The sequence below is a fragment of the Nannocystis sp. RBIL2 genome, from assembly GCF_026626745.1.
In the GTDB taxonomy this organism is placed as follows: Bacteria; Myxococcota_A; Polyangia; order Nannocystales; family Nannocystaceae; genus Nannocystis.
On sequence record NZ_JAPNJW010000002.1, the window covers coordinates 2,072,048 to 2,097,582 of the forward strand.

At 73.0% G+C, this 25,535-nt stretch carries 20 protein-coding genes; 6 read left to right on the forward strand and 14 right to left on the reverse strand.

Annotation, left to right across the window (positions count from 1 at the left end):
• Nucleotides 1-375: 375 nt before the first annotated feature.
• Both OV090_RS33315 and OV090_RS33320 read left to right on the forward strand, forming a co-directional pair.
• Nucleotides 376-1,419: a hypothetical protein gene (locus OV090_RS33315; RefSeq protein WP_267708711.1), complete on the forward strand. Its 1,044-nt coding sequence runs from the start codon at nt 376-378 to the stop codon at nt 1,417-1,419.
• Nucleotides 1,416-3,905 carry a hypothetical protein gene (locus OV090_RS33320; RefSeq protein ID WP_267708712.1) on the forward strand — a complete coding sequence of 830 codons (2,490 nt, stop codon included), beginning with the start codon at nt 1,416-1,418 and terminating at the stop codon, nt 3,903-3,905. The genes OV090_RS33315 and OV090_RS33320 overlap by 4 nt, the downstream gene beginning before the upstream one ends.
• A gap of 3 nt (nt 3,906-3,908) precedes the next feature.
• On the opposite strand, the gene OV090_RS33325 is transcribed toward OV090_RS33320, so the two are convergent.
• Entirely contained in the window at nt 3,909-4,856 is a 948-nt protein-coding gene (locus OV090_RS33325; RefSeq protein WP_267708713.1) for a DUF4215 domain-containing protein, read from the reverse strand.
• A gap of 118 nt (nt 4,857-4,974) precedes the next feature.
• Between OV090_RS33325 and OV090_RS33330 the strand changes: the two genes are divergently transcribed.
• Together OV090_RS33330 and OV090_RS33335 are read left to right on the forward strand one after the other, a co-directional pair.
• Nucleotides 4,975-5,556 carry an MYXO-CTERM sorting domain-containing protein gene (locus tag OV090_RS33330; protein WP_267708714.1) on the forward strand — a complete coding sequence of 194 codons (582 nt, stop codon included), beginning with the start codon at nt 4,975-4,977 and terminating at the stop codon, nt 5,554-5,556.
• Nucleotides 5,553-6,263 (forward strand): hypothetical protein, encoded by a 711-nt coding sequence (locus OV090_RS33335; protein WP_267708715.1) that lies wholly within the window; start codon nt 5,553-5,555, stop codon nt 6,261-6,263. The genes OV090_RS33330 and OV090_RS33335 overlap by 4 nt, the downstream gene beginning before the upstream one ends.
• Before the next feature lie 117 nt (nt 6,264-6,380).
• On the opposite strand, the gene OV090_RS33340 is transcribed toward OV090_RS33335, so the two are convergent.
• The 6 genes from OV090_RS33340 to OV090_RS33365 form a co-directional block, all read right to left on the reverse strand.
• Nucleotides 6,381-8,339, reverse strand: coding sequence for a hypothetical protein (locus OV090_RS33340; protein WP_267708716.1), 1,959 nt, complete (start codon nt 8,337-8,339; stop codon nt 6,381-6,383).
• A gap of 333 nt (nt 8,340-8,672) precedes the next feature.
• Nucleotides 8,673-9,758: a J domain-containing protein gene (locus OV090_RS33345; RefSeq protein ID WP_267708717.1), complete on the reverse strand. Its 1,086-nt coding sequence runs from the start codon at nt 9,756-9,758 to the stop codon at nt 8,673-8,675.
• Nucleotides 9,759-9,778: 20 nt separating this feature from the next.
• The gene (gene dnaK / locus OV090_RS33350) at nt 9,779-11,614 is read right to left on the reverse strand and encodes a molecular chaperone DnaK (protein WP_267708718.1); all 1,836 of its coding nucleotides are present in this window, start codon (nt 11,612-11,614) and stop codon (nt 9,779-9,781) included.
• 6 nt (nt 11,615-11,620) lie between these two features.
• Entirely contained in the window at nt 11,621-12,187 is a 567-nt protein-coding gene (locus OV090_RS33355; protein ID WP_267708719.1) for a nucleotide exchange factor GrpE, read from the reverse strand.
• 87 nt (nt 12,188-12,274) lie between these two features.
• The gene (locus tag OV090_RS33360) at nt 12,275-13,342 is read right to left on the reverse strand and encodes a hypothetical protein (RefSeq protein ID WP_267708720.1); all 1,068 of its coding nucleotides are present in this window, start codon (nt 13,340-13,342) and stop codon (nt 12,275-12,277) included.
• A gap of 80 nt (nt 13,343-13,422) precedes the next feature.
• A complete protein-coding gene (locus OV090_RS33365) occupies nt 13,423-14,751 on the reverse strand; it encodes a LysR substrate-binding domain-containing protein (RefSeq protein ID WP_267708721.1) in 1,329 nt (442 codons plus the stop codon).
• An 85-nt stretch (nt 14,752-14,836) separates the two neighbouring features.
• Between OV090_RS33365 and OV090_RS33370 the strand changes: the two genes are divergently transcribed.
• Nucleotides 14,837-15,535 (forward strand): pirin family protein, encoded by a 699-nt coding sequence (locus tag OV090_RS33370; protein ID WP_267708722.1) that lies wholly within the window; start codon nt 14,837-14,839, stop codon nt 15,533-15,535.
• A gap of 608 nt (nt 15,536-16,143) precedes the next feature.
• Here the strand turns inward: OV090_RS33370 and OV090_RS33375 are convergent.
• The 3 genes from OV090_RS33375 to OV090_RS33385 form a co-directional block, all read right to left on the reverse strand.
• The gene (locus OV090_RS33375) at nt 16,144-16,575 is read right to left on the reverse strand and encodes a hypothetical protein (RefSeq protein WP_267708723.1); all 432 of its coding nucleotides are present in this window, start codon (nt 16,573-16,575) and stop codon (nt 16,144-16,146) included.
• Nucleotides 16,572-17,258 carry a hypothetical protein gene (locus OV090_RS33380; protein ID WP_267708724.1) on the reverse strand — a complete coding sequence of 229 codons (687 nt, stop codon included), beginning with the start codon at nt 17,256-17,258 and terminating at the stop codon, nt 16,572-16,574. The genes OV090_RS33375 and OV090_RS33380 overlap by 4 nt, the downstream gene beginning before the upstream one ends.
• A 423-nt stretch (nt 17,259-17,681) precedes the next feature.
• Nucleotides 17,682-18,692 (reverse strand): amidohydrolase family protein, encoded by a 1,011-nt coding sequence (locus OV090_RS33385; protein ID WP_267708725.1) that lies wholly within the window; start codon nt 18,690-18,692, stop codon nt 17,682-17,684.
• Nucleotides 18,693-19,124: 432 nt separating this feature from the next.
• Between OV090_RS33385 and OV090_RS33390 the strand changes: the two genes are divergently transcribed.
• A complete protein-coding gene (locus OV090_RS33390) occupies nt 19,125-19,808 on the forward strand; it encodes a hypothetical protein (protein WP_267708726.1) in 684 nt (227 codons plus the stop codon).
• Nucleotides 19,809-20,259: 451 nt separating this feature from the next.
• On the opposite strand, the gene OV090_RS33395 is transcribed toward OV090_RS33390, so the two are convergent.
• The 4 genes from OV090_RS33395 to OV090_RS33410 form a co-directional block, all read right to left on the reverse strand.
• Nucleotides 20,260-21,438, reverse strand: a complete 1,179-nt coding sequence (locus OV090_RS33395; protein ID WP_267708727.1) for a coproporphyrinogen-III oxidase family protein — start codon at nt 21,436-21,438, stop codon at nt 20,260-20,262.
• A gap of 403 nt (nt 21,439-21,841) precedes the next feature.
• On the reverse strand, nt 21,842-22,555 hold the full coding sequence (locus OV090_RS33400) for a hypothetical protein (protein ID WP_267708728.1): 714 nt from the start codon (nt 22,553-22,555) through the stop codon (nt 21,842-21,844).
• A gap of 72 nt (nt 22,556-22,627) precedes the next feature.
• Nucleotides 22,628-24,217 carry a serine/threonine-protein kinase gene (locus tag OV090_RS33405; RefSeq protein ID WP_267708729.1) on the reverse strand — a complete coding sequence of 530 codons (1,590 nt, stop codon included), beginning with the start codon at nt 24,215-24,217 and terminating at the stop codon, nt 22,628-22,630.
• Nucleotides 24,218-24,464: 247 nt separating this feature from the next.
• Nucleotides 24,465-25,511: an NAD(P)H-dependent glycerol-3-phosphate dehydrogenase gene (locus tag OV090_RS33410; protein WP_267708730.1), complete on the reverse strand. Its 1,047-nt coding sequence runs from the start codon at nt 25,509-25,511 to the stop codon at nt 24,465-24,467.
• Nucleotides 25,512-25,535: the final 24 nt, after the last annotated feature.

A 25,535-nucleotide genomic window follows, 5' to 3' on the forward strand; every position in this document is an offset into this window, starting at 1 on the left:
CCCGACCTCGCATCCTCACCTCTGCGAGCTCCGACCGGCGGCCAATCACATGTCCCAAAGGTCACCCGGCAAAACGCGTCGTCGGAGCCCTGCAGCCGCCGTCGCACCTGCCCCGAGGGACACACGCCCGCGTCGCAGCGCGCCTCGATCCGCGTGCGCGGCCGCGGCACACGGCCTGTCTCTGTCACCTCGCACCGTCGGAGCAGTGCAGCCCCCGCGAACGCACCGGTTCCCGCGGGACGCTCGCCACGTCGCAGCGCCTCGCCGCCGCCGCGGACCCGCGGCACGCGGCCTGTCTTTCAGGACACCCGCACCCCGGTCGTCGCCCCGTCAACCGCTTCCATCGCCGCTGCATTCCCGCTAAGTTGACCGCGCATGCGAACCGCGCTGGTCGTCGGCCTCGGCCTCCTCGGCGGCTGCGTCCCCAACGATCACCCCCCGTGGCTCGTCGATCACCCGCTGCCCTGGGGGATCGTCGCCAGCGTCGTCGAGCCGGGCGGTTACTCCTCCGAGGTCGTCGTCCCCGACGATCGCGTACGGGCTTCGGCGCTCCCGCTCGACACCCTCGAGCTGCAGTGGATCACGGCCGTGCCGCCCGGCGTCACCGTCCCGCCGCCGATCTGGTTCGTCTGCCCCGGCCGCTGCTCCTCGCTCCCGGCAGAGCCCATCCCCGCCTGCGCTTTCCCGTTGCCGCTGTCGCGCAGCGAGCACTGCCGCCTCGGCGAGGGCGAGCGCGTCCGTCTCAGTCTCGGCGGCGCCTACACTGCCAACGAATACTTCCGCGGCTTCATCGGCGTCATGGGCATCACCAGCGACGGCACCGTCGAGCCCGAGACCTGCCTGCAGCGCTACCGCACCGTGCCGCGCGCCGGCCTCGAGCACTGCCTCTTGCAGGAGCGCCTCCTGCAGCTCGGACCGGAGAGCCGGCTCCTCACCACCGTACCCGGGCTCGCCGACTTCTACACCGTCGAGGGCGGCCTGCCCGACGACCTCGACGACGAGGCGCCCGACGTCCACCCGACCCTCAGCGGCCTGCGGGTGGCGCACAGCGGGCGCGGCGGCCTCCGGGAGCTCATCGCCCAGCCCGGGGACACCATCACGGTGCGCGTCGGTGCTTACGTGTTCGTCGAGCCGCAGTACACCGCCGACGCCTACCAGCCCCACTACGCCTTCCAGTCGATGCCGGGCCAGCCGGAGCGCCTGGTCGCCGCTCCCGACGAGGAGCGGATCTTCGAGCGCTACGGCCTCTCGACCCTGATCGAGGACAGGGGCGACCCGAACGACGATCTCCTGGGATTCTGGCAGGTCCCCGACGTGCCCGAGCCGATCCTCTTCTACCTCTATATCGCCGACTCCCGTCAGGGCCGCGCCTTCGCCACCCTGCGCTTCGTCGTCGAGGACGCCAGCCCCGCGCCATGATCGCCGCGCCGCTGAGCCTCCTCCTCGCCGCCGCGACGGCCGCGTCACCTGTCCCTTCGACCAGCCCGCCGTCAGGCGAACTGCCTGTCCCTTCGGACACCCGACCGACCCATCCGCTCCCGATCGGCGCCGTCCCCGAGCAACCCCGGTCGCCGGCTCCGCCTGTCCCTTCGACCAGCCTCCCGCGCTCCCGCGAGGCCGCGCGACCTGTCCCTTCGACCAGCCGCCTCGAGGCGCGCGGCACCCTGCGCAGCGCCGGTGAGCGTCAGCCCCTCGCGGGCGCCCGCATGTTCGCCCGAGCCCGCCGCGGCCCCGACTGGACGCGCGCCGCCATCACCGGCGCCGACGGCAGCTTCGTCCTCAGCGACCTCCCGTCCCTCGACTTCGAGCTCATCGTCGTCGCCGCCGGTCACGAGCGCCTCGAGCAACCGACCACGGCCGGCTTCTGGCGCCGGCGCCGTCCCCCCGTCATCTACGTGCAGCCGGCCGGCGCAGGCCGCTACCGCACCATCGTCGCCCAGGAGCGAACCCCCAAGCCCAGCCCCTTCAGCGTCGAGCTCGCGCCCGACGAGATCGCCGCCCTGCCCGGCAGCCAGGGCGATCCGCTGCGAGCCTTGCAGAACCTGCCCGGCGCCGCGCGGGTCCCCGGCGGCCTCGGTCTCCTCATCCTCCGCGGCGCCGCGCCCAACCAGTCGCAGGTGTTCTTCGGCGAGCACCCCCTCCCGCGCGCCTTCCACGTCCCCGGCCTCGCCAGCATCGTCCCCGCCGGCGTGCTCTCGAACCTGCAGTACGTGCCCAGCAACTTCGCCCCCAACTACGGCAACGCCACCGGCGGCATCGTCGTCCTCACCCCGCGCGTCGGCCGACGCGACGGCATCCACGGCCACGCCAAGCTCGACCTCATCTCCGCAGGCGCCCAGGTCGAGGGGCCCGTCGGCCGCGGCTCGTTCCTCATCGCCGCCCAGCGCGGTTACCTCGACCTCGCGCTCAAGGCCGTCGGCCAACTCGCCTTCAACCGCGACTACCTCCGCCCCAAGTACAGCGACTACCAGGTCGTCTTCGATCACCCCGTCGGCCCCGGCGCGACCCTCACCGCCCGCGTCCTCGGGGCCAGCGACATCCTCCGCTTCCCCTCGCGCTACTCCGGCGACGGCGGCGTGACCCTCAGCTCCGGCTTCCACCGCGTCGACCTCGTCTACAAGAAGCGCCAGGGTCCCTGGGACTTCCTGCTCTCGCCGGCGCTGCGCCTGGACACCGGCGGCCTCGAGACCGGCACCCAGATGCGCCGCCGCACCGACGTCATCGGCCTCCTGCGCGCCGAGCTCACCGCGCGCCCGTCGCGGCGGTTTCAGCTGACCCTCGGCGCCGACACCCAGATCGATCGCCACCGCACGCGCAGCCAGATCGAGTCCTTGCCGGGCGTCATCGACTCCTCGTACGGCGACGTCGAGAACTTCGACGAGGTCGCCCGCGGCACCACGACCTCCAGCGGCGTCTACCTCACCCCGATCCTCGCAGTCGGTCGGTTCACCGTCTCACCTGGCCTTCGGGCCAGCCTGTTTACCGGCCTCGGCGAGCCCCGGTTCTCGGTCGACCCGCGGCTGCACGCGCGCTGGGCCCCGCACCCGCGCGTCGCAGTGCAGCTCGGCGCCGGCCGCTACTCGCAGCCCTCGTTCCGCTCGCTCAGCACCGTCCCCGCCCTCGGCAACTTCAGCGCCATCGACAGCCTCGGCCTCGGCCCCCAGATCGTCCTGCCCGCCGCGCTCCGCTACCTCGACCCGCGGATCAACGTCGACCCGCGCAGCCTGCTCGGCCTCATGCAGGCAGTGCAGCTCAGCGCCAACCTCCACCTCCGCCTCACCGCCGGCCTCGGCCTCGACATCACCGGCTTCTGGCGCCGCGACCGCGACCGCGGCCCGCTCGTCCTCGACTACCTCGGCCGGCCGATCGAGGACACCGGCGCGGCCGTCCACGGCCTCGAGGTCATGCTGCGCCAGGACCTCACCCGCCGCCTGTTCGGCTGGGTCGCCTACACGCTGATGCGCGCGCGCACCGGCCGCTTCGACGCGCACGACCGCCTCGCCCTGCGCACCCCCAACGACTTCGATCAGCGCCACAACCTCGTCGCAGTGCTCGGCGTCAAGCTGCCGCGGCGCTGGCAGATCGCCGGCCGCTTCCGCCTCGTCACCGGCCTGCCGTTCACCCCGGTCGTCGGCGGCCTCAAGGCCGACGGCCCGTTCTCGGCCACGTACCCGGTCTACGGCGCCTACAACAGCGCCCGCATGCCGGTGTTCCACCAGCTCGACATCCGCGTCGACAAGACGTGGGTCCGCTCGCGCACCATCGTCTCGACCTACCTCGACGTGCAGAACATCTACAACCGCCAGAACGCCGAGGGCCTGTGGTACCTCACCGATTACTCCGGCACCCAGACGGTCGTCGGCGTCCCGATCTTGCCGGTGATCGGCGTGCGCGTCGAGTACTGACGCTCACGGCGCTTTCGGCTGCTCGAAGCAGTACAGGCGCGCCAGCCCGTCGCACGTCAGGTCCTCGCACGACTCGGTCCAGCGGGCGTCGGCCAGCGAGCACTCTCCGACCGCCGCCGGCCCGAGCGGCTGCCCGCTCCAGCCGTTGCAATTGTTCGCCAGCGCCGTCCCGGTGATCGTCGTCGCCGTCCACACCGGGCACGCGCCGCAAATAGGGGTCAGCACCGGCACGGTGTTGCCGTACTCGTCGACATCGATCGCCGCGGCGAGTTCGCCGTCGATCAGCTCGTCCCAGTTCTTGGCGATCGGCGTGCCGTTCAGCAGCTGCCACGGCCGCGTCCCGTGGACCAGGCGGTCCGCCGCGGTCTGACCCGAGCTGCTCAGCCACGCCACGTACTGGCCCGTCAGGCCCGCCCCGCGGGCTCGCGCAGTGCAGATCATGTCGGCCGAGTCGAGATTTTTGAACTCGACCAGCGAGATCGGGTTCGCGGTGACGAACACGCGGAAGTAGGTGCGGACGCACATCTCGCAGCCGTCGCCGCCGTCGCACTCCTCCTTGGGCTGCACGATCATGTCGCCGCAGTACTCGAGCTTGCACGCGTTGGAGCAGCCGTCGCCCTCCACCATGTTGCCGTCGTCGCACTCCTCGCCGGGGCCCTGCACGCTGTCGCCGCAGCCCTCGACCGCCGTCGTCGCCGGGCTCGTCGTGTCGGGCTCGCCCGTGCTCGTCGAGGTCGACGTCACGACCGGCTCCGTCGTCTCCTCCGTGGTGGCGGTCGTCGAGGTCGGCGCCGTCGGCTCGCTCGTGCTCGTCGTGCCCGGGCTCGTCGAAGTCGTCGAGCCCGGCGCCCCGGTCGTCTGCGTCTCGCTCTCCGTCGCCGCGCTCCCGCTCGGCGAGAAGCACCCGGAGGCCAGCAGGAGCACGAGCGAGGCGAGTCGCGGACTTGACATCGCAGTCATTGTCGAAGAAACCCCGGCGCCGCGTCAAAGCACGCGCAGCGCCGCGCCGGCGGGCCCCTGCCGACGCGATCGGTTGTCGCCGCCGATCGCAGGATGATACCGTCGAGCGATGGAACGCAAGCAGGGCCGTTCGCGCGCGCGGTGGGCCGTCGTCTCGATGTGGCTGTGGTCGCAGGGCACACCGGCGCGAGCGGACGTCGTCGAGGAGCCGCCGGCTGTCTGCCCGGCGGGCGCCGAGGGCAACACCTGCCACGGCGGCCCGTTCTGCAGCCCGATCAAGTGCACCACCGACGCCGAATGCACGGACGGCGCCATCTGCCAGGACACCAAGGGCTGCATTGGCACCGTCGAGTGCGGCGGCGGTGACGGTGGGCCCGATCCGACCCCTACGCTGTCTGCCCTGTGCGAGGGCGGCGAGGCCTGCGGCGCTGACGAGACCTGTCAGGCGATCAAGCTCTGCATGCCGATGGTCGAGCCGACGACCGGCGGCAGCGCGAGCACCGGACCGACCTCGAGCGGCACTGCCACCACCGACGCCGGCACCGCCAGCGGCACCGGCGACGACACCGGCGGCGGCAAGGGCGGCTGCGGCAGCTGCAGCACCGACGCCGACGCCGGCTCGTCGGCCCTCGCGCTCCTGACGATCGTCGCGTTCACAAGTCGACGTCGCCGCGCCCGGGAGCGGCCATGACGATCGCTCACCCGCAGTCGGGCTTGCGACCTCGCGCTCCGCTCGTCGCCGCCGCGATCCTCTTGTTCGCCTGCACCCCGCGCGAAGCTCCGCAAGCGCCCACGGCCGAGCCCGCCCCCGCACCCGACCCTGCCGCCACGCCCGCGTCGGAGGCCGAGCCCCCGCCCGCTCCGCCCGCAGCCGCCTCCGCGCAGCCCGAGCCCGCTGCTGAGCCGCCCCCCACCGCAGACAAACCGTCCACCCCGCTGGGGCCCAGCAAGACCTGGCCGTTCGTCGCCTGGGATCGCGCCGAGGCCTTCACTTTCAATCAAGTCGCCTACGGTCCCGGCATCCCGCTGCGGGTCTACGACGCGACAGCCGGCTGGAGCCCCAAGATCGTCGAGCGCACGCCGATCTCGGCGGACCAGGCCGGACGCGCAGTCGAGCGGGTCGTCGCTACCCGCGGCACCCTCGAGGTCTCGAAGTGCGCCTTCCCGCGTCACGCAGTCGTCCTGTACGCCGGTGACACGCCCGTCGGCAGCGTCAACGTCTGCTTCGAGTGCGGCGACATCCTGGTCTGGCCCGACTTCGAGCCGCCCGCCTCCGGCCCCACCGCCGAGCGCCGCCACCGGCAGCAGATGAAGGCCTACAAGCGCGTGTTCCCCGAGTGGGAGCGGTTCTTCCGCGACGACCTCGGCTTCCCGCTCACCCCGCCCGCGCAGCCCTGACCTCAGCGGGTCCGTTCACATGTCTCTCGGGACATCATGTCCCGAGAGCCATCCCGATGCCGGATCATTTACCTGTCGCTCAGGATATGTCCGAGAGTCACTATCAGGCCACGCCGCTCATCTGTCTCTCGGGACATCTGATTTCGGGCGCCCCTCGGGCGTCGTCGCTGGCTCGTCCTCGATCGCGAAGTGATCGACGCGAGAGGCCCAGCGCGTCCCGCCCGGCGCCGGCACCAGCCCCTCCTGCGCCGGCACCCGCACCCGCACGCGCCCGCTCGCTACGATGTCCGTCAGCCCCTCGCGTCGGCGCAGCGTCGAGCCGTGGGGCGCGTGCGACCACCCGAGCCAGCCCTCGAGCCGCGCCAGCGCCTCCGGCGTCGCGCGCCATCCCCCCGTATCCTCGCCGTCCACCGACCACGAGCGCTCCACCGGATCGTCGGCGGTCAGCGGGCGAGCCCCGCGGAGCTCGCCGCTCGCCAGCGACCACACGCGCAGCACCCCGTCGCGCGCCCCCGTCACCGCGCAGCTGCCGTCGCGCGCCACTGCCACCCCGGTCACCGCGGCCGGGTGCTGCAGCAGCGTCGCCTCGCGCGTCCCGGTCGACACCTGCCACAGCGTCACCGTTCCGCCCGCCGCCACCAGCAAGCGCCCGCTGTCCGGCGCGAACGCGACGCAGCGCGGCTCGACCTTCCCCAGCTCGGCGCGCACGCTGCCGTCGTCGACCGCGCAGAGCTGCATCTCGATCGGCCACCAGCCCCTGAGGCGGCCGTGGACGTACCAGCGAGCGTCGGGCGACAGGACGACCTCCTGGGTGTGAACGTAATGCCGGTCCCAGTCGACGCGCTCGCGCTTCCCCTCGATCGCGTCCCACACCGCCAGCCCGCGCGGCGCCATCTCGACGAAGCGGTCGTCGGCCAGCCTGCGCCCGTGCCTCGGCGGTCCGCCCTCGAGGTAACCCGGGCCGTCGAGGTCGAGCCGGGCGATCAGCCGCCCGTCGCGACCGTCGCACAGCAGCGTCCCCGTGATCAGCCGCTGCCCGCCCGGTGAGAACGCCGCGTCGATCCACCCCTCGTGCGTCCCGCGGAGCCGCGTCGGTCGCCCGCGCCGCAGCGCCGCGACGTCCCACACCCGCAGCACGTCCTCGTGGCGGGTCACCAGCGTCGACCCGTCGGCCGACAGCGCCAGCGCGTGCGCCGTCAGCGGCGCGCTCACCAGCGTCGCCCCGGATGTCCCATCGAGCAGGTGGATCGCCGCCCCGTCGCTGGCCGCCACCAGCGCCCCCGCGCGGTCACACGCCAGCGCGTGGATCTGCCCGCCGATCTGCACCCTCCAGCGGACCTTCGCGCCGGCCAGATCGATGCGGGCGAGCACCCCGTCGTAGTCCTGGCACCACCCGGCCACGAACACGGCTGTCCTGTCGGCCAGGCCGATCGCGCAGTCGAACTTCGAATCGCCGTCGACCTTCACGTCGACCAGCGACGCGCCGCTCCGCCGGTCGTCGACCTGCGCCCGGCCCCACGCGTCGCCCCGCGCCTCGAGCTCGGGCCTGCCGTCGTCGAGCTGCTGCGCGGCCAGGTCCGGCGCCAGCGCGCAGCCGGTCGCCCGCTCCCACGCGATCGCAGTCGGCCCCCAGCAGCCCACGATCCGGCCGTCGCGGGAGAGCGCCGGCGCCCCCGCGCCATCCGGCACCCCGCGGTACTCCTCGCGCAGCGGCCCGAGCAGCGGGAACTCCGGCGGCCGCAGCGAGCGCGCCCACGGCCCGCGCCCGCCTCGCAGAGCCCGCCAGCGCTCCGCCCACGCTCGCAGCGGCGCCCCGGCGTCGGCTCCCTCGCCGTAGAACGCCGCCGCCTCGGCGCTCGCGTGCCAGTACACGCGGTTGTACACGCACTGGAACAGCAGCGCCGGCTCGCGCACGACCAGCGCCAGGTCGAGGCGCAGCGCCGCCAGCACCACCCTCCGGAGCTCGTCTCCGGCAGTCTGCGCGGTCCAGCGGGCGACGAGCGCCGCGAGCTCGCCTTCGGCGGCGGCGCGCTCCAGCGCTGCCGGGTCCAACAAGTCGGGCGACGCGTCGGCCATGGGCATCGTGCGCCCAGCGTACCGCGGACCGCCGCTCGCGCGCACCAGAGCCCATGACTCCGGCGGAGCGCGATTCGTCGCCCAGTCCCCGCTCGCGCGGGCGAAGACGCCGGCGGCTCCGCATCACGGGCACTCGCTGCGCCTGCGCGCGTGCTCGGGCCCGAGCACGACCGACCGGCTCGGGTCCGCGCTCCGCCAGGCGCCCGCGTCGCACGCAAGGCGAGCCAGGTATCATGTCCTCGAGGACATGCCGATCAAGACATGTCCACAGGACCATGCCCGCAAGAGCATGCCCCTCCGGACATGCTCCTTCAGACACCCCCTACACGGCGCTCACTTCAGCCCGCGCTGGGCCGCGCGCTTCGGCAGCGCCTGCGGCTCGGCCTGCAACGCGCGCTCGAGCCCCTCGAGCGCGGCCCCGACCGCGCCTGTCCCTGCGGACAGGTTGGCAGTCTCGACCACCACCGTCACCAGTTGGTCGCCCGGGCGACCGCCCTCCGACGGCACGCCCTTGCCGCGCAAACGCAGCTTGCCGCCGGTGGCCACCCCGGGCGGAAGCTCGAGCAGCGCCGACCCGGTCAGCGTCGGCACCGGCACCTTGCCGCCGCGCGCCGCCTCGAGCGGGCTGACGAACAGCTCGCAGTGGATGTCCTGGCCCTCGCGGCGCAGCCACGCGTGCGGGCGCACGCTGACGGTCACGCGCAGGTTGCCGGGCCCGCCGCCGAACTGCCCCGGCTCGCCGTGGTTGGCGATCACCTTCTCGGCCCCGCCCTCGGTCCCGGCCGGCAGGCGCACCTTGAACGTCCGCGCCTCGCGACGCGCCCCGCGGCCGCGGCACGTCTCGCACGGATCGAGCTGGACCATCCCCGTGCCCGAGCAGCGGCCGCAAGTGGTGTGGCGGGCCAGGAAGCCCTCGCCCTTGACCTCGCCGCGACCGCCGCACAGCGGGCAGCCCGTCGGCGCCCGCCCGCCCGGCTTCGAGCCCGTGCCGGAGCACGTCGCGCACGGCCCCAGCGCCTCGAACTGGATCTCATGCTCCGACCCGAGCGCCGCCTCGGCCAGGTCGACCGTCAGCGTGTAGCGCACGTCGCGGCCGCGGCGACGCTCGCGGCGCTGGCGGCCGAACACGTCGCCGACCACCGCCGCCAGCAGGTCGCGCGCCGTCTGCATCGTCACCGGTTGATCGAACAGCCCGACCGGCAGGTGGCGCTGCGCGTCGTACCTGGCCCTTTGGGCAGGGTCGCTCAGCACCGCATACGCCGTGCTGATGGCCCGGAAGCGCTCCTCCGCCTCGACGTCGCCGGGGTGGCGGTCCGGATGGCTGGCCAGCGCCAGGCGGCGATAGTTGCGCTTGATCTCGTCGAGCGTGGCGTCGGCGGCCACGCCGAGCACGGCGTAGTGGTCTTGGTGCTGCGCCATGAAGGTCTTCGGTCCCGAGGTCAGGAGCTCCCGGTGGATTCGCCGCCGAGCAGCGCCGCGTAGATCTGCTGCGAGGAGCGCTCGAGGGTCAAGAGGGCCGCCTCGATCGCCGTCGCCGGCGCCGCCGCGGCGAGCAATTCGCGCAGCGTCGCCACCTCGGCCCGCAGAGCCGCGCGCTGCGGCCCCTGCAGCCCGGGCAGCCCCTCGGCAGCGCGCTCGCACGCGTAGGCCAGCGCCTCCGCGCGATTTCGCAGCAGCGCCGCGTCCTTGCGGACCGCGTCGGCCTGGCGGGCCGCGGCCGCCTCGCGGGCCAGCTGCTCGACCTGCGCCCGGGTCAGCCCGGCCGCCGGCTGCACCGTCGTCGCCACCTCCGCCCCGGCCCCGAGCTCACGCGCCGAGACGTGCAAGATCCCGTCGGCGTCGACCTCGAACTGCACCTTGATCTGCGGCGTCCCGCGCGGCGCCTCGGCGATCCCCGACAGCCGCAGGCGGGCCAGAGTTTGATTGTCGGCCGCCATCTCGCGCAGCCCCTGTTGTACGTGCACGTCGACCGCCGTCTGACCGTCGATCGTCGTCCCGAACACCTCCGAGCGGCGGGTCGGCACCGTCGTGTTGCGCGGGATCAGCGGCGTGAACACCCCGCCCTGCGTCTCGACGCCGATGTCGAGCGGCACCACGTCGAGCAGCAGCACCTCCTCGACCTCGCCCGCCAGCACCGCGCCCTGGATCGCCGCGCCCACGGCCACCACCTCGTCCGGGTTCGGCGACGTGTTGGGCGCGCGGCCGAAGAACTCCGCCACCGCCTCGATCACCCGCGGCATGCGCGTCTGCCCGCCGACCAGGATCACCTCGTCGACGTCGCGCGCGCGCAGCTTCGCGTCGGCCAGCGCGCGGCGGCACGGTTCGAGAGTGCGCTGGATCAGCGGCCGCACCAGGCGCTCGAGCTCGAGCCGCGACAGGCTCGCCTGCAGGTGCAACGGTTTGCCGCCGGCCGCGGCCACGAACGGCACCTGGATGTCCGTCGCCAGCGACCACGACAGCTCGTGCTTGGCCCGCTGCGCCGCTTCCTGCAGCTTCACCAGCGCCGCGCGGTCGCGGCGGAGGTCGATCCCGTGCTCGCGCTGGAAGCCCTCGGCCAGGTGGTCGACCAGCGCCGCGTCGAAGTCTTCGCCGCCGAGCAGCGTGTCGCCGGCGGTCGCCAGCACCTCGAACACGCCGCTGCGCAGCTCGAGCAGCGACAGGTCGAACGTCCCGCCGCCGAGGTCGTAGACCGCCACGATCTTCGGCGGCCTGTCCTTTCGGTCAGCCAGCCCGTAGGCCAGGGCCGCCGCCGTCGGCTCGTTGACGATCCGCTCGACCCGCAGCCCCGCGATCGTGCCCGCGTCGCGGGTCGCCTGCCGCTGCGCGTCGTCGAAGTAGGCCGGCACAGTGATGACCGCCCGCGTCACCGGCTGCCCGATCGCCGCCTCGGCCGCGTCGCGCAGCGACGCCAGCACGTGCGCGCCGACCTCGGCCGGCGCGATCGTGCGGCCTGCGACCTCGATCCACGCGTCGCCGTGCTCGCCGGGCACCAGGTCGTAAGTCAGCCGCGCGCGCAGCCCGGCGACCGCCGCGTAGCTGCGGCCGATCAGGCGCTTCGCCGCATAAATCGTGGTGGCCGGACTGACCGCCGCCTGGCGCTGAGCCAGCGTGCCGACCAGGATCTCCTGGCCGGCGAACGCCACCACGCTCGGGGTGGTGCGACTGCCCTCGGCGTTGACCAGCACGCGGACCTCGCCGCCGTCCATCACCGCGGCGCACGAGTTGGTGGTGCCGAGGTCGATGCCGAGGATCGGGCTCGGTCGCGGACCGGCCATCGGTCGTTACGACGCCTGGCCCTCGCCCTTGCCGCCGGTCGAGCCGGGGCCGGCGATGACCACGCGAGCCGGACGGAGCAGGCGGTCGCCCTGGCGGAAGCCCTTCTCCCACTCGCGCGCGACCACGCCGGGCGGGAAGTCGGGCGTGTCGATCTGCTGCAGCGCCTCGTGGATCGCCGGGTCGAACGGGTGGCCCACGCTCGGCACCGGCTCGACGCCGAAGCGGCCCAGGGCGCTCATGAAGTCGTTGACGACCATCTGGATGCCCTTGTGGAGCTGCTCGTTGCCGCGCGCCAGCTCGAGCGCCCGCCCGAGGTTGTCGACCGTCGGCAGGAACGCGTTCAGCAGGTTCTGCTGGGCCCGAAACACGTTGTCGTCGATCTCGCGGCGCGTCCGCTTCTTGTAGTTCTCGAGCTCGGCGAGCGCGCGCAGCCACTTGTCCTTGAGTTCGGCCTTCTCGGCCTCGGCCAGCTCGGCCCGCTCCTCCGCGGTGATGACCAGCTCGGCCTCCACCGCGCCGTTGCCGTTCTCACCCGCGCCGTCCGCCTTCTCTTCCTGTGGATCCTGGCTCATGCGGCTCCCGCTTTAAGGCCGGCGGGCGCGCGAGACAAGCCCGAATCGCGACCTCGTATTCGCGGAGAGCGAACCGCCAGTGAGGGATCACTCGCTGGTGCGCGCCGCCAGCGCTTGCGCGGCGTATTCTACCAGAGGGATCGCCGCCTCGTAGTCCATGCGGTCCGAGCCCAGCAGCGCCACCGCGGCCGTGCGGCCGTCCTCGGCCGGCTGCACGCGGCAGCCGATGAGGCTCATCCCCGACAGCACGCACGGCCCCGTCGGGCCCACGCCGGCCAGCGCCGGGCGCAGCTCCGCGGCCACGTGGACCTCGGCGCGGGCCTTCTCGAGCGAGTGTTCGGGCAGCAGCTGACACAGCAGTTCGGCGAGCCCGTGGTAGTCGTCGAACAGCGCCAGCACCTGCGCCAGGGTTTGGTCGCTCTGGCCCGCCAGCAGGCGTTGCCCGGCGATCTGCACCCACAACGGATCGAGCGCCGCCGCCGTGCACAGCCACAGGCCGATCCGCAGGCTCTCGGCCAGCAGGCGGTCGAGCCGCGCCTCGTGTTCGGCCCACAGCCGCGACAGCTCGGCCCGCGCCTCGGCCAGCGTCTTGCCGACGCACAGCCCGCGCAGCCGCTCCTGCAGCCGCAGCATGCCTCCGGTCTCGGCGAAGCGGGCGTCGATCGTCACCGGGTGCAGCCGCGTGTGCATCCCCGCCAGAGTCAGCGCCACCATCGCCCGGCAGCCCTGCACCGGCACCAGGTCGACCTGCGACACCTTGCCGCCGCGGTCCTCGCTGACGAACGTGACCGCCACGCAGCTCGCCACCTCGCTCAGCACCTGCGCCGCCACGCGCATGCTCTCGGGCCCGTGCACCGGCTCCGACAGCGACACGTCGACCGCCCGCCGCAGCTCCGCGCGCAGCGGCGGCGGCCGCACCAGCGAGCGCACGTACAGGCGCATCCCCAGCGGCGTCGGCAGGCGCCCGGCCGACTGGTGCGGCTGCGCCACATAGCCGGCCTCTTCGAGCGCCACCAGCTCGTTGCGGATCGTCGCCGGCGACCACTCGAGCCCGTGGGTCTGGACCAGCGCCCCCGACGCCACCGCGCGCCCGGTGACGATGTACTCGCGGCACACTGCGAACAGGATCCGCTGGCGTCTGGGGCTCAGCTCCACTCGATCCGCATTTACCTCGTCTCGTGGCCGGACGCCAGCGGGCTCGCGCGCGCGCCCGCAAGACCGCGCCAGGGCCTGCGTCACTTCTCCGATTTCCCCGACCTCGCCCTGCCCCCACGCGACGGCCCCGCGCCCCGCGACCCGCCCCGCGCGCCCGTGCTCACCCTCGAACTCTTCCCTGCCGCCTGCGCCCGCGACTTGTTCGACCCCTTCCCCGCCGCCTCCGCCCGCGACTTGCTCGAACTCTTCCCTGCCGCCTCCGCCCGCGCCTCGTTCGGCCTCTTCCCTGCCACCTCCCCGCGGGCCTCGTTCTCGCCCTCGCGCGCGGCTTCGGCCCGGCCCGTCGCCCGTGATCGATTCACGCCCGAGCTTGCCCGGCCTGCCCTCCACGACTCGCCCGCAGCCTCTGCCCCACCTGCCGCCCGTCTCCTGCGCGCGCCCGCCTCCTCCACCCGTGACACGCGCGCACGCATGCTCGCCTCGTCCGCCTCACTCCTCATGCCCGGCGGCTCACTCGGCCCCGCGCACAGCGTCGTCAGCCGCTCCACGATCCACCGGTGCGCCGGCCCCAGGATCGTGTCTGCGCGGTGGATCGCCGACAGGTGCAGCGTGTGTTCGTCCTCCGCCCACGCGGCCGGCCGGATCGCCACCAGCCGGCCGGCCGCCAGATCGTCCTCCGCCAGCGCCGCCGGCAAGTTGCCCCACCCGAGGCCCGCGCGCAGCAGCGCCTGCTTCGTGTGCAGGTCGGCCACTCGCCAAGTCCGCGGCGACAGCACCGCCTGGTCGGGCACCCCCGTCGCCCCGCGCTCCGACAGCACCACCTGCACGTGCTCGCCGAGGCGCGCGCTGTCGATCGGGCCCTCGATCTGCGCCAGCGGGTGCTCGGCGGCCACCACCGCGATCATCCGGATCGGCGCCAGCGGCCGGCGCTCGAGCCCCGGCGCCACGGCGATCGGCGCCGCCACCCCGAGAGTGGCCGCCCCCGCCAGCACCCGCGCCGACACTGCCGACATCGTCTCGGTGTCGACGCGCAACGCCACCGTCGGGAACGTCGCCGCGAACTCGCGGCACAGCGCCACCAGCACCGCCAGCGGGAACAACGCGTCGACGCACAGCGACACCGACGGCTCGAGCCCGCGACCGATCCCGGCCGCCAGCCCGCGCAGCGCGTCGACCTCGCCGGCCACCCGGCGTGCGGCCGCCAGGATCGCCTTGCCCGGCTCGGTCAGCGTCGGCACCCGCGTCGAGCGGTCGAACACCGCCACGTCGAGCTGGCGCTCGAGGTTGGCGATCGCCTGGCTCACCGCCGACTGCACCCGACGCAGCCGTTTGGCCGCCGCCGAGAAGCTCCCGGCCTCCGCGACCGCCGTCAGCACCCGTAGTTGGTCGAGCGTCACCTCGCCGATCATCCGCGAAGTATCGCACGAACTGATGGATGGCATCACATCTTCAGCGATTTACAGCATAAAAACCCAGGTCATGATGGGACCCGTCATGATCACCCAACGCCCCGCCGACTCCCGCGGCCACGCCGACCACGGCTGGCTCGACTCACACCACACCTTCTCGTTCGCCGACTATTACGACCCGGCGCACATGGGCTTCCGCAACCTCCGGGTCATCAACGAGGACCGCGTCCAGCCCGGCCGTGGCTTCGGCACGCACCCGCACCGCGACATGGAGATCCTCTCCTACGTGCTCGACGGCGGCCTCGAGCACCGCGACTCGATGGGCACCGGCTCGGTCATCCGGCCCGGCGACGTGCAGGTGATGAGCGCGGGCACCGGCGTCACGCACAGCGAGTTCAACGCCTCGCCCACCGACCCCGTCCACTTCCTGCAGATCTGGCTGCTCCCCGAGCGCCGCGGCCTCAAGCCCGGCTATCAGCAGCGCAGCTTCGGTACGGAAGAGAAGGACGGCCGCCTGCGCCTGGTCGCCAGCCCGGACGGCCGCGACGACAGCGTCACGATCCACACCGACGCCCACGTCTACGCCGGGGTGTTCGCCGCCGGTCAGCGCGCCGAACACCCGCTCGCGTCCGGCCGCCACGCCTGGGTCCACGTCGCCAGGGGCACCGCCCGCGTCAACGGCCGCGACCTAAAGGCCGGCGACGCCCTCGCCCTGTCGAACGAGCCCGCCGTCACCGTCGAGGGCACCAGCGGCGGCGAGGTCCTGGTGTTCGACCTCGGCTAGCACCTGCCCGAACGGGCATGTCCTTCTAAAACAAGCCATGCCCGGCCGGACTCGCCCGGTCCGCGGAGCCCCCGTGGGCCGGGCTCCTCCATGTTCGGAGGGACATGCCCCACGGAGCATGTCCCTCCGCACATCTCATTTCCGCGACCCGTCATCCCGCGCCCCGCGCCCGCGAGGGGCACCCGGTTCGGCCACGTCCCTGACCCCATGGCGACGCGGCCGCCGCGTCCCGTGCCCGCGAGAGCCAGCGTGTCCGCCCGACATCTCGTTTCCCAGGTCCGCCCGCAGCAGCATCGTTCACCCCTATCCACAAGGCACCCGACGGCAGCCCCGCGAGGACAGGCGCCTCGGAGCATGTCCCTCCGGACATCTTTTCGAGCGATCCGCCGCAGCCGCGGGCCCGCGTCCGCAAGCGACATCGGCTCCAGCGCATGTCCTTTCGGACATCTGATGCCTGATCCCGCCGAGGACATCCCGCCGAGGTACCGGTCGCATCGCGCACGGAACCTGGATCGTCGAGGTTGGGCCAGCCCGTCGCGATGCGACCGGTACCTCGGCGATCAGGAGCGCCGCGCTCGCCCCGGGTCGCAACCTCCGCGACGCCGCGCTCACGGCGGATACAGCGCCGACGGGCTCGCACACGGCGCCGCCAGCGTCAGCGAGAACGTCAGCGTGTGCGCCGGAAACTCCGTCAGCTCGACGAGCCCGGCAGGCTCGGGCGCCGCATCGAGGCCGCACAGGAGCCCGTCACCGTCGACGTCGAGCCAGGCGTACAGCACGAGCCCCTCGCCGTCGTCGATCGGCACCAGCGTCTCCCACGCGACGGCCCCCGGGCGCTCGAGCTCCAGCGCGTCGAACCGCCCGAGCGGCGTCGCCAGCTCGCCCGCCCCGCGCGACGCGTGGTGCAGCTCGAGCATCACCCGCCCCTCGCTCGCACCCGGCGCCACCACCTCGCCGGTCAGCGCCACCTCGTAGAGGCGCACGTCCTCGTTGATGCAGCCGGCCAGCACCGCCAGCGCCAACCATCGTCGCCCGCTCATCGCGCTCCTCCTCCGAAGGCCAGCCCCAGGTGAAAGCCCGGGATCGACGGAGTCTTGCTCGGCGCGTCGTACCACGCGAGGTCGACCCCGAGCTCGAGCCCGACCTCGCGCGTGATCGCCACCGCCAGCCCGATCGTCGCCCGCGGCAGCCACTCGTGGCGGAACGACAGGTCGCGCGACGTCCCCGCCGCCGTGATCACCGTCGTGCGGTCGGTCAGCAGCGTGTGCGACGTCCCCAGCATCACGTACGGCGCCACCCGACCGGTCGGAAAGGCCATGCGGATCCGCAGCTCCGCGTTCGGCCCGCGGCGCGCCAGCTCGCCGGTCTGGATCAGCCAGCCGAGCAGCAGCTCGCCGGTCACGCGCAGCCGCTTGCGATCGACCCACCGCAGCGCCAGCACGGCCGCCGGGCGAAACCGGCGGAAGCGCGCCATCTCGAGGTCCGCCCCGACCGTCAGCGCCCGCGGTCCCACGCCCACCTGCCCGCGCGCGCCGAGCCACGGGTAGCCGCCGGACACCGCCGCAGCCCACGTCCGCGCGTGCGAGCCGCCGCCCACCACGTCGAACACCGCCGCCTCGGCGAAGCGGACCGGCCGCACCGCCCGCTCGGCCGCGGGCGTCGTCTCCGCGCCCGGCAGCCCGCTCGTCGCCGTCAGCAGCGCACACAGCCCCAGCCCGATCATGTCGTCGCCTCCATCGCCATGCCCCGCGAGACATGCTCAAAAGGGCATGTCGTGAATGACATGGCACATAAGCCATGCGCGTCTCGCCATGTCCTCGAACGTCCAGCGCGCCGGGCGGCCCGCCGTACGGGGCACGGCGGATTCCGCCGCGCACCGGCCTGGCCGAGCCACATCATGCCATCGCCTCCGTCGCCATGACCCGCGAGACATGCTCATAAGGGCATGTCGCGGTGAACATGGTACAAAAGACATGCTCTTCTCGACATGTCCTCGAGTATCCGGCGCGCCGGGAGCCCCGTCGTACGGAACACGGCGGAGTCCGCCCCGCACCGCCGCGGGCCGCCCGCGGCGCTCTGTCGGCGCCAGGCGGGGGCCGCCACGCCATGTCCCCTCGGACATGCCTCAAAAGACAGCCGATGCCGCTCACAGCTCGGGCTCCGGGACCGCGAACACGCGCGCGAAGTTGCCGGCCAGCACCGCGCGCGCCTCCGCGGCCGAGTAGTCGGCGGCGGCCATCGCCGCGACCGTGCGCTCCAGGTACTCGGCGACGAACCCCGGGCTCTGCGGCCCGTCGCTGCCGTAGATGATGCGGTCCGTCAGCCCGGCCGCGCGCATGTCGGCCATCGCCTGCCGGAGGTTCTCGCCGGTCGGGTCGGAGCCCTTGCTGCCGAGCGCCGACGGCTCGAGGTACACGTTGTCGAAGCGCCTCGCCAGATCGATGCAGGTCGCCAGCGCCCCGGGCCGCCGGTCCTCGAAGTCGTAGCCGAGGTGGCCGAGGATGAAGATCGCCCCGGGGTGGGCCGCGATCGCCGGCTCGAGGTACGCCGGGTCGGTGTACGCCGGCTCCTGCGCCGTGCCAGGGAACGGGCTCGTCCCGGTGTGCAGGTACACCGGCTTCTTCAGCTCCGCCGCCAGCGCGTAGATCCCGAAGAAGCGCGGATCATCCATGCGGAACTGCTGGTGCGCGTGCGCCAGCTTGATCCCGACCATCCCCGGAGCCATCAACGCCGCGCGCAGCGCCGCCAGCTGCTCGGCCCCGTCCTCGTTCCAGCGATCGACGCGCAGGCTCGCCAGCCCGTAGAAGCGCCGCGGATCGTGAGCGACATCGGCGATCACGTCCTCGTTGGCCGCGATGCCGACGGTCCGCGGCGCGTAGATGGCCAGCAGCGTCCCCACGCTCACCCCCGCCCGGTCCATCTCGTCGAGGATCCCGGCCGGCGAGAGCACGCCCCCCGCCGCCTTGTCGGGCCGCAGATCGATCGGGAACGGGAACCGCGAGCTCAGGAACTCCTGGGTCTCCGGCGGAATGCTGTCCCAGTCGCCCGGGTGCAGGTGCATGTCGATCACCGGCATGCGCTCCCCGGCGTACACCACCCCGAGCTCCTCGTCGGCACAGCTCACCAGCGCGACCACGACCAGCGAAGACCATCGCATCGCAGCCACCTATATCAGGCGCCGCCGCCCCGCCCCGCCTCTCCAGCGTGCGCCCACACGCCCGCCCCCGACGCGAAATTTTAATAAAGGGGGTGACGAGGCCTCGCGGCGAATCACGAGCGGGCAGAAAAACGACGCTCGCGACGCCGTGCTCGCCGGCACTCCGATCGCGGAGCCGGGCGTGCTCCGTGACGCGCGACCGATGGCTTTGCCGGCCACCCGAGAGCTCGTCGGCACGTCGTCCCTGGCGACGCTCCGCGGTAGGCCGGATCCTCCAAGCGACCGCCGCGGGGCTTCAGCGTGACGCTGGGCCCGCGCGCCGAGCACCCTTTCGAGAAACCACCACAGTCCCGCTTACACGATCGCTGGCACGCCCTCGCTACTCGCGCCGTCCTGTCAGATCGGCCCACCCCGGCTCTACGCTCCCTGGCGATGCGGAAGTCGCTCGCGTTCGTCCTGCTCGTGCTCGTCGCTCTCGGCGCGTGGTGGTCGACGCGGTCGGCCCCGCCCGCGGCCGAGGCAGCGATCGCGGCGTCGTCCCCCGCCCGACCGATCGCCGAGGCAGCCGAGCGGCGGACCCGGCTCGACGACGCCGAGCCCGAACGAGCCCGTCGCCTGCGCGACGGCGCGGCCCGGCGCGCGACCATGCAGCGACAGATCGTCGACGCCATGGCCGCGCGCGAAGCTGCCGTCGCCGCGCGGCCGGACGCCGAGCCCGGCGATCCCGACTCCAAGCGCGGCGGCAAGGCACGCGCTCAGCCGGCCGACGACACCCCCGCCGACGCCATCCTCGATCGCACCGGCAACCACGGCTACCTCACCGGCGTGCTGAGCCGCGACCTCATGCCGCTGGTCGACGAGTGTCACGCGCTCGTCCGCGAGGAGCACCCCGATCTCGCCGGCATGCTCGTGCTCGACCTCGAGATCCTCGGCGACGAGGACATCGGCGGCGTCGTCAACACCTTCGAGCCCGGCAAGGGCAACGAGATCGACGAGCCGGCCCTGCTCGAGTGCGTGCGCGAGTCGCTGCTCGCCACCACCCTGCCCCCGCCCGAACAGGGCGGCCGCGACGCCATCTCGCTGTCGATGCGCTTCGACCCGCCCGCCCCCGAGTGACGCCGGAAGGGCGCACATCTTGGCCCTGCGAACACGTCCTTCGACCATCTCGCGGCTCCATGCCCACACGTCCGTCCGCTACACGGCTGGCGCTTCGAACCTGTCCTTTCAAAAACGTCTAGTGCCCCCGCGTTCTCGCTCCCCCCTGCCGCAGTTGCCGGCGCTTCACCGCATGGCCCTGAGAACATGTCCGTTCGACCACATCACACCTGGCACCCGCTCACTCAGCCCGCATTCGCCCGCCTCACTGTCTGGCTATTCAGACATGTCCATTCAACCACCTCGCCCTGAGCTCCCGCTCACTCCTGCCCGCACGTTCGCAAGCCGCACTGTCTGACTCTGCGAACATGTCCCTTCGACCACCTGGACCCCTGAGCCCCGCCCGCCCTTGCCCGCAGCTTCGTCCCGCCGCGCGGCATAGCGCTGCGAACATGACCGTCCGCGCCGGAGTTCACGCCAGCAGGTCGGCCGCGACCGCGTCGTGCCAGTACCAGCGGCCGGGCGCGATCCGCAAGATCCGCCCCGCCTCGCTCCACTCGAGGTTGCCGCGCGCCACTTGCCGGCGGGTGCGGTGCTCGATCCACTCGCGCGTCACCGCCGGGAAGCGGCGCAGGTACGCCGCCACGTCGAGCCCCCGGAGGTCGCGCAGGCCCGTCCACAGCCCCTCGATAGCGGCCGCCTCCGGCGTCAGGCGCTCCGCCTCCGCCGGCGTGCTCGGGTCCTTCGCCCACGTCGGCAGCCCGCGCACGTTGCCCCGGCGCAGCACCGACCCGTCGGCGAAGTAGCGGGCAGAGTGAGCCGAGGGGCCGAGCCCCAGGTAGTCCTGCCACGTCCAGTACAGCAGGTTGTGCCGCGCCTCCGCCCCGGCGCGCGCGTAGCTGGCCACCTCGTAGTGCTGCAGCCCCGCCCCCGTCAGCGCCTCCTCGGCGGCGGCCAGCATGTCGGCCTGGTGGTCGCTGTCGGGCAGGCGTCGCTTGCCCCGGCGAACCAGCGTGGGCCACGGCGTATCGGCCTCGATCGTCAGCGCATACACCGACACGTGCTCGGCCCCCGCCTCGGTCAGGCGCGCGACGTCGGCGCGCACCCCCGCGGCGGTTTGCCCCGGCCAGCCGACGATCAAGTCCGCGCTGACGCGCAGGCCCACCGCCGCCGCCGCCGCGATCGACGCCAGCGCCTGAGCCGGCGAGTGGACCCGCCCCAGAGTGTGCAGCCCCTCCGCCTCGGTGCTCTGCGTCCCGAGCGACACCCGCGTGCCGCCGATCGCCCGCACCGCCGCGTACAGGGCCTCGTCACCGTGCTCGGGGTTCACCTCGATCGTGAACTCCGCCGTCCCGGCCCCCGGAAACCGCCGCGCCAGCCACTCGCCGAGGCTCGCCAGGCCCGTCGGTCCGAGCAGGCTCGGCGTCCCGCCGCCGAGGTACACAGTGGACCATGTCGCATCGGACATGTCCACATCGCCATGTCCTTCAGAACCTGTCCAATCCGCCAGCTCCGCTGCCCGCCCGCTCACCTCGCGCTCGAGCCCCGCCAGGAACCCCTCGGTGTCCGGCGCGCGCCCGACCTGGAAGTCGAAGTCGCAGTACGGGCAGGCCCGGGCGCAGAACGGCACGTGAATGTAGATCCCGCGCATCTACGGCCCCCTCCAGGCGAGCGGCCCCGCCGCCTCGATCGCGCCAGCGCCGGCCGCCTGGAGCTCAACCATGCCTCGGCCGAACGAGCTCGCCAGCGGGCAGCACCGCGACGCGCGGGCTGCGGCTCGAACGACCCGCGGCCGCATGCCCCGAGCGAACGCCGCGCCCGCGGACCTCGCGCCCCGCGCCACGCGCCGGCCGGGCGAAGTGCCCGCTCGGCGGACCCAGCAGCGAACCTGTCCCAGACGACATGCCCGAGCCGACACACTCGAACACACCGGCTCCGCGCCTACTCGACGGCCGAGGCCGCCCACCTGCCCCGAGGGACATGCCCGGACTGACATGCCCCGGCGAACATGCCCTCTCGGACATGCCCTCTCGGACATGCCCGGGCCCCGCCGATCACACGTCGGAGACGAGCGCGGCGAAGTCGGCGCCGTGGGGGACATCGTCGTAGAGCTCGACCCCGCCGTCGGCGCGGAAGCGGGCCGCGACGCCGCGCCACCACCAGTGGGGCAGCGTCTCGAGGTCGATGCCGGCCGAGCGGAGCAGGCTGGCCTGGGCCTCGACGGTCTCGAGGCTGGACGGGTGGAACGGCTGGCCGAGGCCGCGCATCTGCAGGCCGAGGCGGCGGGACGAGCGGAGCGGCGTCGCCTCCTCGAGCCACTCTTGCGCCGACACGAAGGCGCGGCGGGCGATGCCGATGTCGGGGAACTCGAAGATGTGCCCGTGGACCACCAGCTCCTCGCCGAGCAGCACCGCCAGGCGGGCCGAGTACATCGACAGCAGCTGCTCGTAGACCGCCAGCGAGCTGCCCATGCGCGACACCGCGTCGGCGCGGACCAGGGCCACCACCTCTTCGGCGCTGGCGTAGGCGAACGACACGTTGTGCGACTGCAGCAGGCCGATGCCGGCGCGCACCGTGAGGCGGGCGAGCTCCGAGTCGAGGGGGTCGTTGGCGCGGGCGCGCATCTCCAGCAGGCGGGCCACGCCCTCGGGGCGCGGCGCGAACTGCATCACCAGACGGAACCCGGGCATCGGCTCGTGATCGCCGAGCACGCGGAAGGCGGAGAACTTACCCCAGGTGTGATTGCCTTGGACCTCGACGCTGTGCATCGGCTTTCTCGTCTCGCCCGTCGCCCGCTTCTTGTGGTGTCGCTGCTGTCTCTGGCCTTCGGCCGCTGCGCGCTACTTCATCGAGAACATCGTGTACGCGACGTAGCCGAGCCCGCCGAGCCCGAACAGCACGAGGATCCACGTGATGGCCGCGCTGCCCTGCTTGGTCTGCTCGGCCATGATGCCGTGACCGAAGCTGGTGCTCGTCGCGCCCGGGTCGACCACCACCACCGGCACCGACGCCGTCGACGTCGTCGGGTTCGGCTTGGCCGACGGCGCGCGGCCCGAGGCCAGCGAACGGTTGGCGCCGGTCGGCGGCCGGCGCGGGCCGGAGCCCATGCTCTGCGCGGCGCTCGGCGGCAGCGTCTTGTGGCGGGCCGACTGGTTCTTGCGGGCCCGACGAGCGCCGGCCACCGCCGCCGCCTCGGACGCCGCGCGCTGGCTGCGGGTCGTCGGCGCCGAGCCGGTCGCCGGCTTCTGCTGCGCCTGCGCCTGCGCCTGCGCCTGCGCCTGCTGCTGCACCTGTTGCAGCCGCTGGGCCTCGGCGAGCACCGCGTCGAGGTTGCCGATCGTCATCGACTTCTTGCTGCGCGTGTCGGACTGCGCCGGCTTGGCCCAGTCGGGCGCGTCGTCCTTCTCGGGCTGCGAGTCGAGGCGGTCGAACTGGTCGAAGTCGAGGGCCTCGTCGGCGAGGTCGTCGTAGAGGTCGTCGTAGTTGACCTCGGCCGGCGCGCCCTCGCCGAACATCTCGGACATGTAGTTCGAGAGGATGCGCGGCGTGCTGCGGATGCCGGCCTCTTCCGTGAACCGCTCGAGGTCACGGAACATGTGGTCGCAGTTCTGGTAGCGCTCGGCCGGGTCGACCTCGAGCGCCTTCATGATGATCGCCTCGAGCGCCGGCGGGAACTCGGAGTCGACGAACGTCGGCGCCGGGATGTCGCCCTCGACGATGCGCTCCGCGACCTCCTCGGCGGCGCCGCGGAACAGTCGCCGGCTGAGGCACATCTCGTAGAGCACCACGCCGAGCGCGAAGATGTCGGCGCGCGCGTCGATCGGGTGGCCGAGCACCTGCTCCGGGGCCATGTAGGCCAGCTTGCCGGCGAACTGGCCCTCGCCGCCGCCCTGCACGCTCGCGCGCGTGGCCGCGATGCCGAAGTCGACGATCTTGCAGGTGCCGTCGTAGCCGACGTGGATGTTGGTCGGGTTGATGTCGCGGTGGCACAGCCCGAGCAGGCGCCCGCGATCGTCGGCCCTCGAATGGACGTAGTAGAGCCCCTCGAGCGCCTGCATGATGATGCCGAGCGAGATCTGCAGCGGCAGGTGCAGCCCGGTCTTGGCCGACTTGCGCAGCACCGCCACCAGCTCCTGACCCTTCAGGAGCTCCATGGCGATGAAGTACTCGCCGCCGATCTCGCCGAGATCGTAGGTGTGCACCACGTTCTGGTGCGTGAGCGTGGCGGCGACGCGGGCCTCGTCGAGGAACATGCGCACGACGTTCGGCCGCTCGGCGAACTCCTCGCGCAACCGCTTGATCACCAGCTCCTTGGCGAAGCCCTCGATGCCGGAGTACGTGGCGCGATAGATCTCGGCCATGCCGCCGGTAGCGATGTGCTCGACCAGCACATATTTGTCGCCGAAGGGCGTTGGCTCAATGTTGCTCAAGGCGGCCCCAGATTAACGGATCTGCGATCTGTCGCCAAGCCCCGGCGGCCCGCAGCGCCCGGCGGCCGCGGCCTCGGCGATAAAGTCGCGGCCTTGCGGGCGAAATCCCCGGCGGCGCGCGCCCGAGGCCGGCGGCTCGCGCGACGGGGACCTGCACCTGCGCCTCGGCCGCAACCGGGATCGCGCACGCCCATTGGTAGGCGAGTGCCCACCTGTCGGCGGCGTCATCGGGGCCCAGGAAACCGCGTCAGTCCCGTTCGGGCTTCAGGTCGCGCTGCATCAGCGCCGCCACGGCCCGGCGCACGCTCATGCCCTCGTAGAGGATCGCGTGCATGATCTGGGTGATCGGCATCTCGACTTGCTCGCGCTGGGCCAGGCGATGAGCGCTGAGCGTGTTGTTGACGCCCTCGGCGACCATCCCCATCTCGTCGAGGATCTCCTGCAGCGCCCGACCCTGCCCGAGCGCCAGCCCGACCCTGCGATTGCGCGACAGACCGCCAGTGCAGGTGAGCACGAGGTCGCCGAGCCCGGCCAGCCCCGACAGCGTGACGGGGTCGGCGCCGAGGGCGATGCACAGGCGACCGATCTCCGCCAGCCCGCGCGTGATCAGGGCCGCGCGCGCGTTCTGGCCCAGGCCGGCGCCGTCGCACACGCCGGCGGCCAGGGCGATCACGTTCTTGAACGCCCCGCCGAGCTCGACGCCGACGACGTCGTCGGTGGCGTAGACCCGCAGCCCGTCGCCGTGCATCCACTGCTGGATCGCGGCGGCCGCCGCCGCGTCGGCGCTGGCGATCACCACCGCCGTCGGCAATCCGCGCGCGACCTCGGCGGCGAAGCTCGGCCCGCCGAGCACCGCCATCCGCTGCGCATGTTCTTTGGGCAATGTCTCTTGGACCACGTCGGCCATGGTCCGCAGGCTGTCGATCTCGACGCCCTTGGCGGCCACCAGGTAGTACGGCGGCGCCGCGTCGCCGAGCTCGGCCAGCGCCGCGCGGACCAGCTGGAGCGTGGCCCTGAGGCCGTGGCTGGGGATGGCGAGGATCACGAAGCCGGCGCCCGCGAGCGCGCGGCCGAGGTCGTGCTCGACCGCGAGGTTGTCGGGGAACGGGAACTCGGCCAGGTAACGGGCGTTGACGCGGCCCGCCGCCATCGCCTCGAAGTGTTCGACGCTGCGGGTCCACAGCCGGACGGGCAGCCCGCGGCGGGCGCAGTGGAGGGCCAGCGCGGTGCCCCAACTGCCGGCGCCGAGCACGGCGACCGTCGGTGGCGGCGGGGACGCGGGAGCGTTCGTCATCGCCACCGGTTTTACACCTCGCCC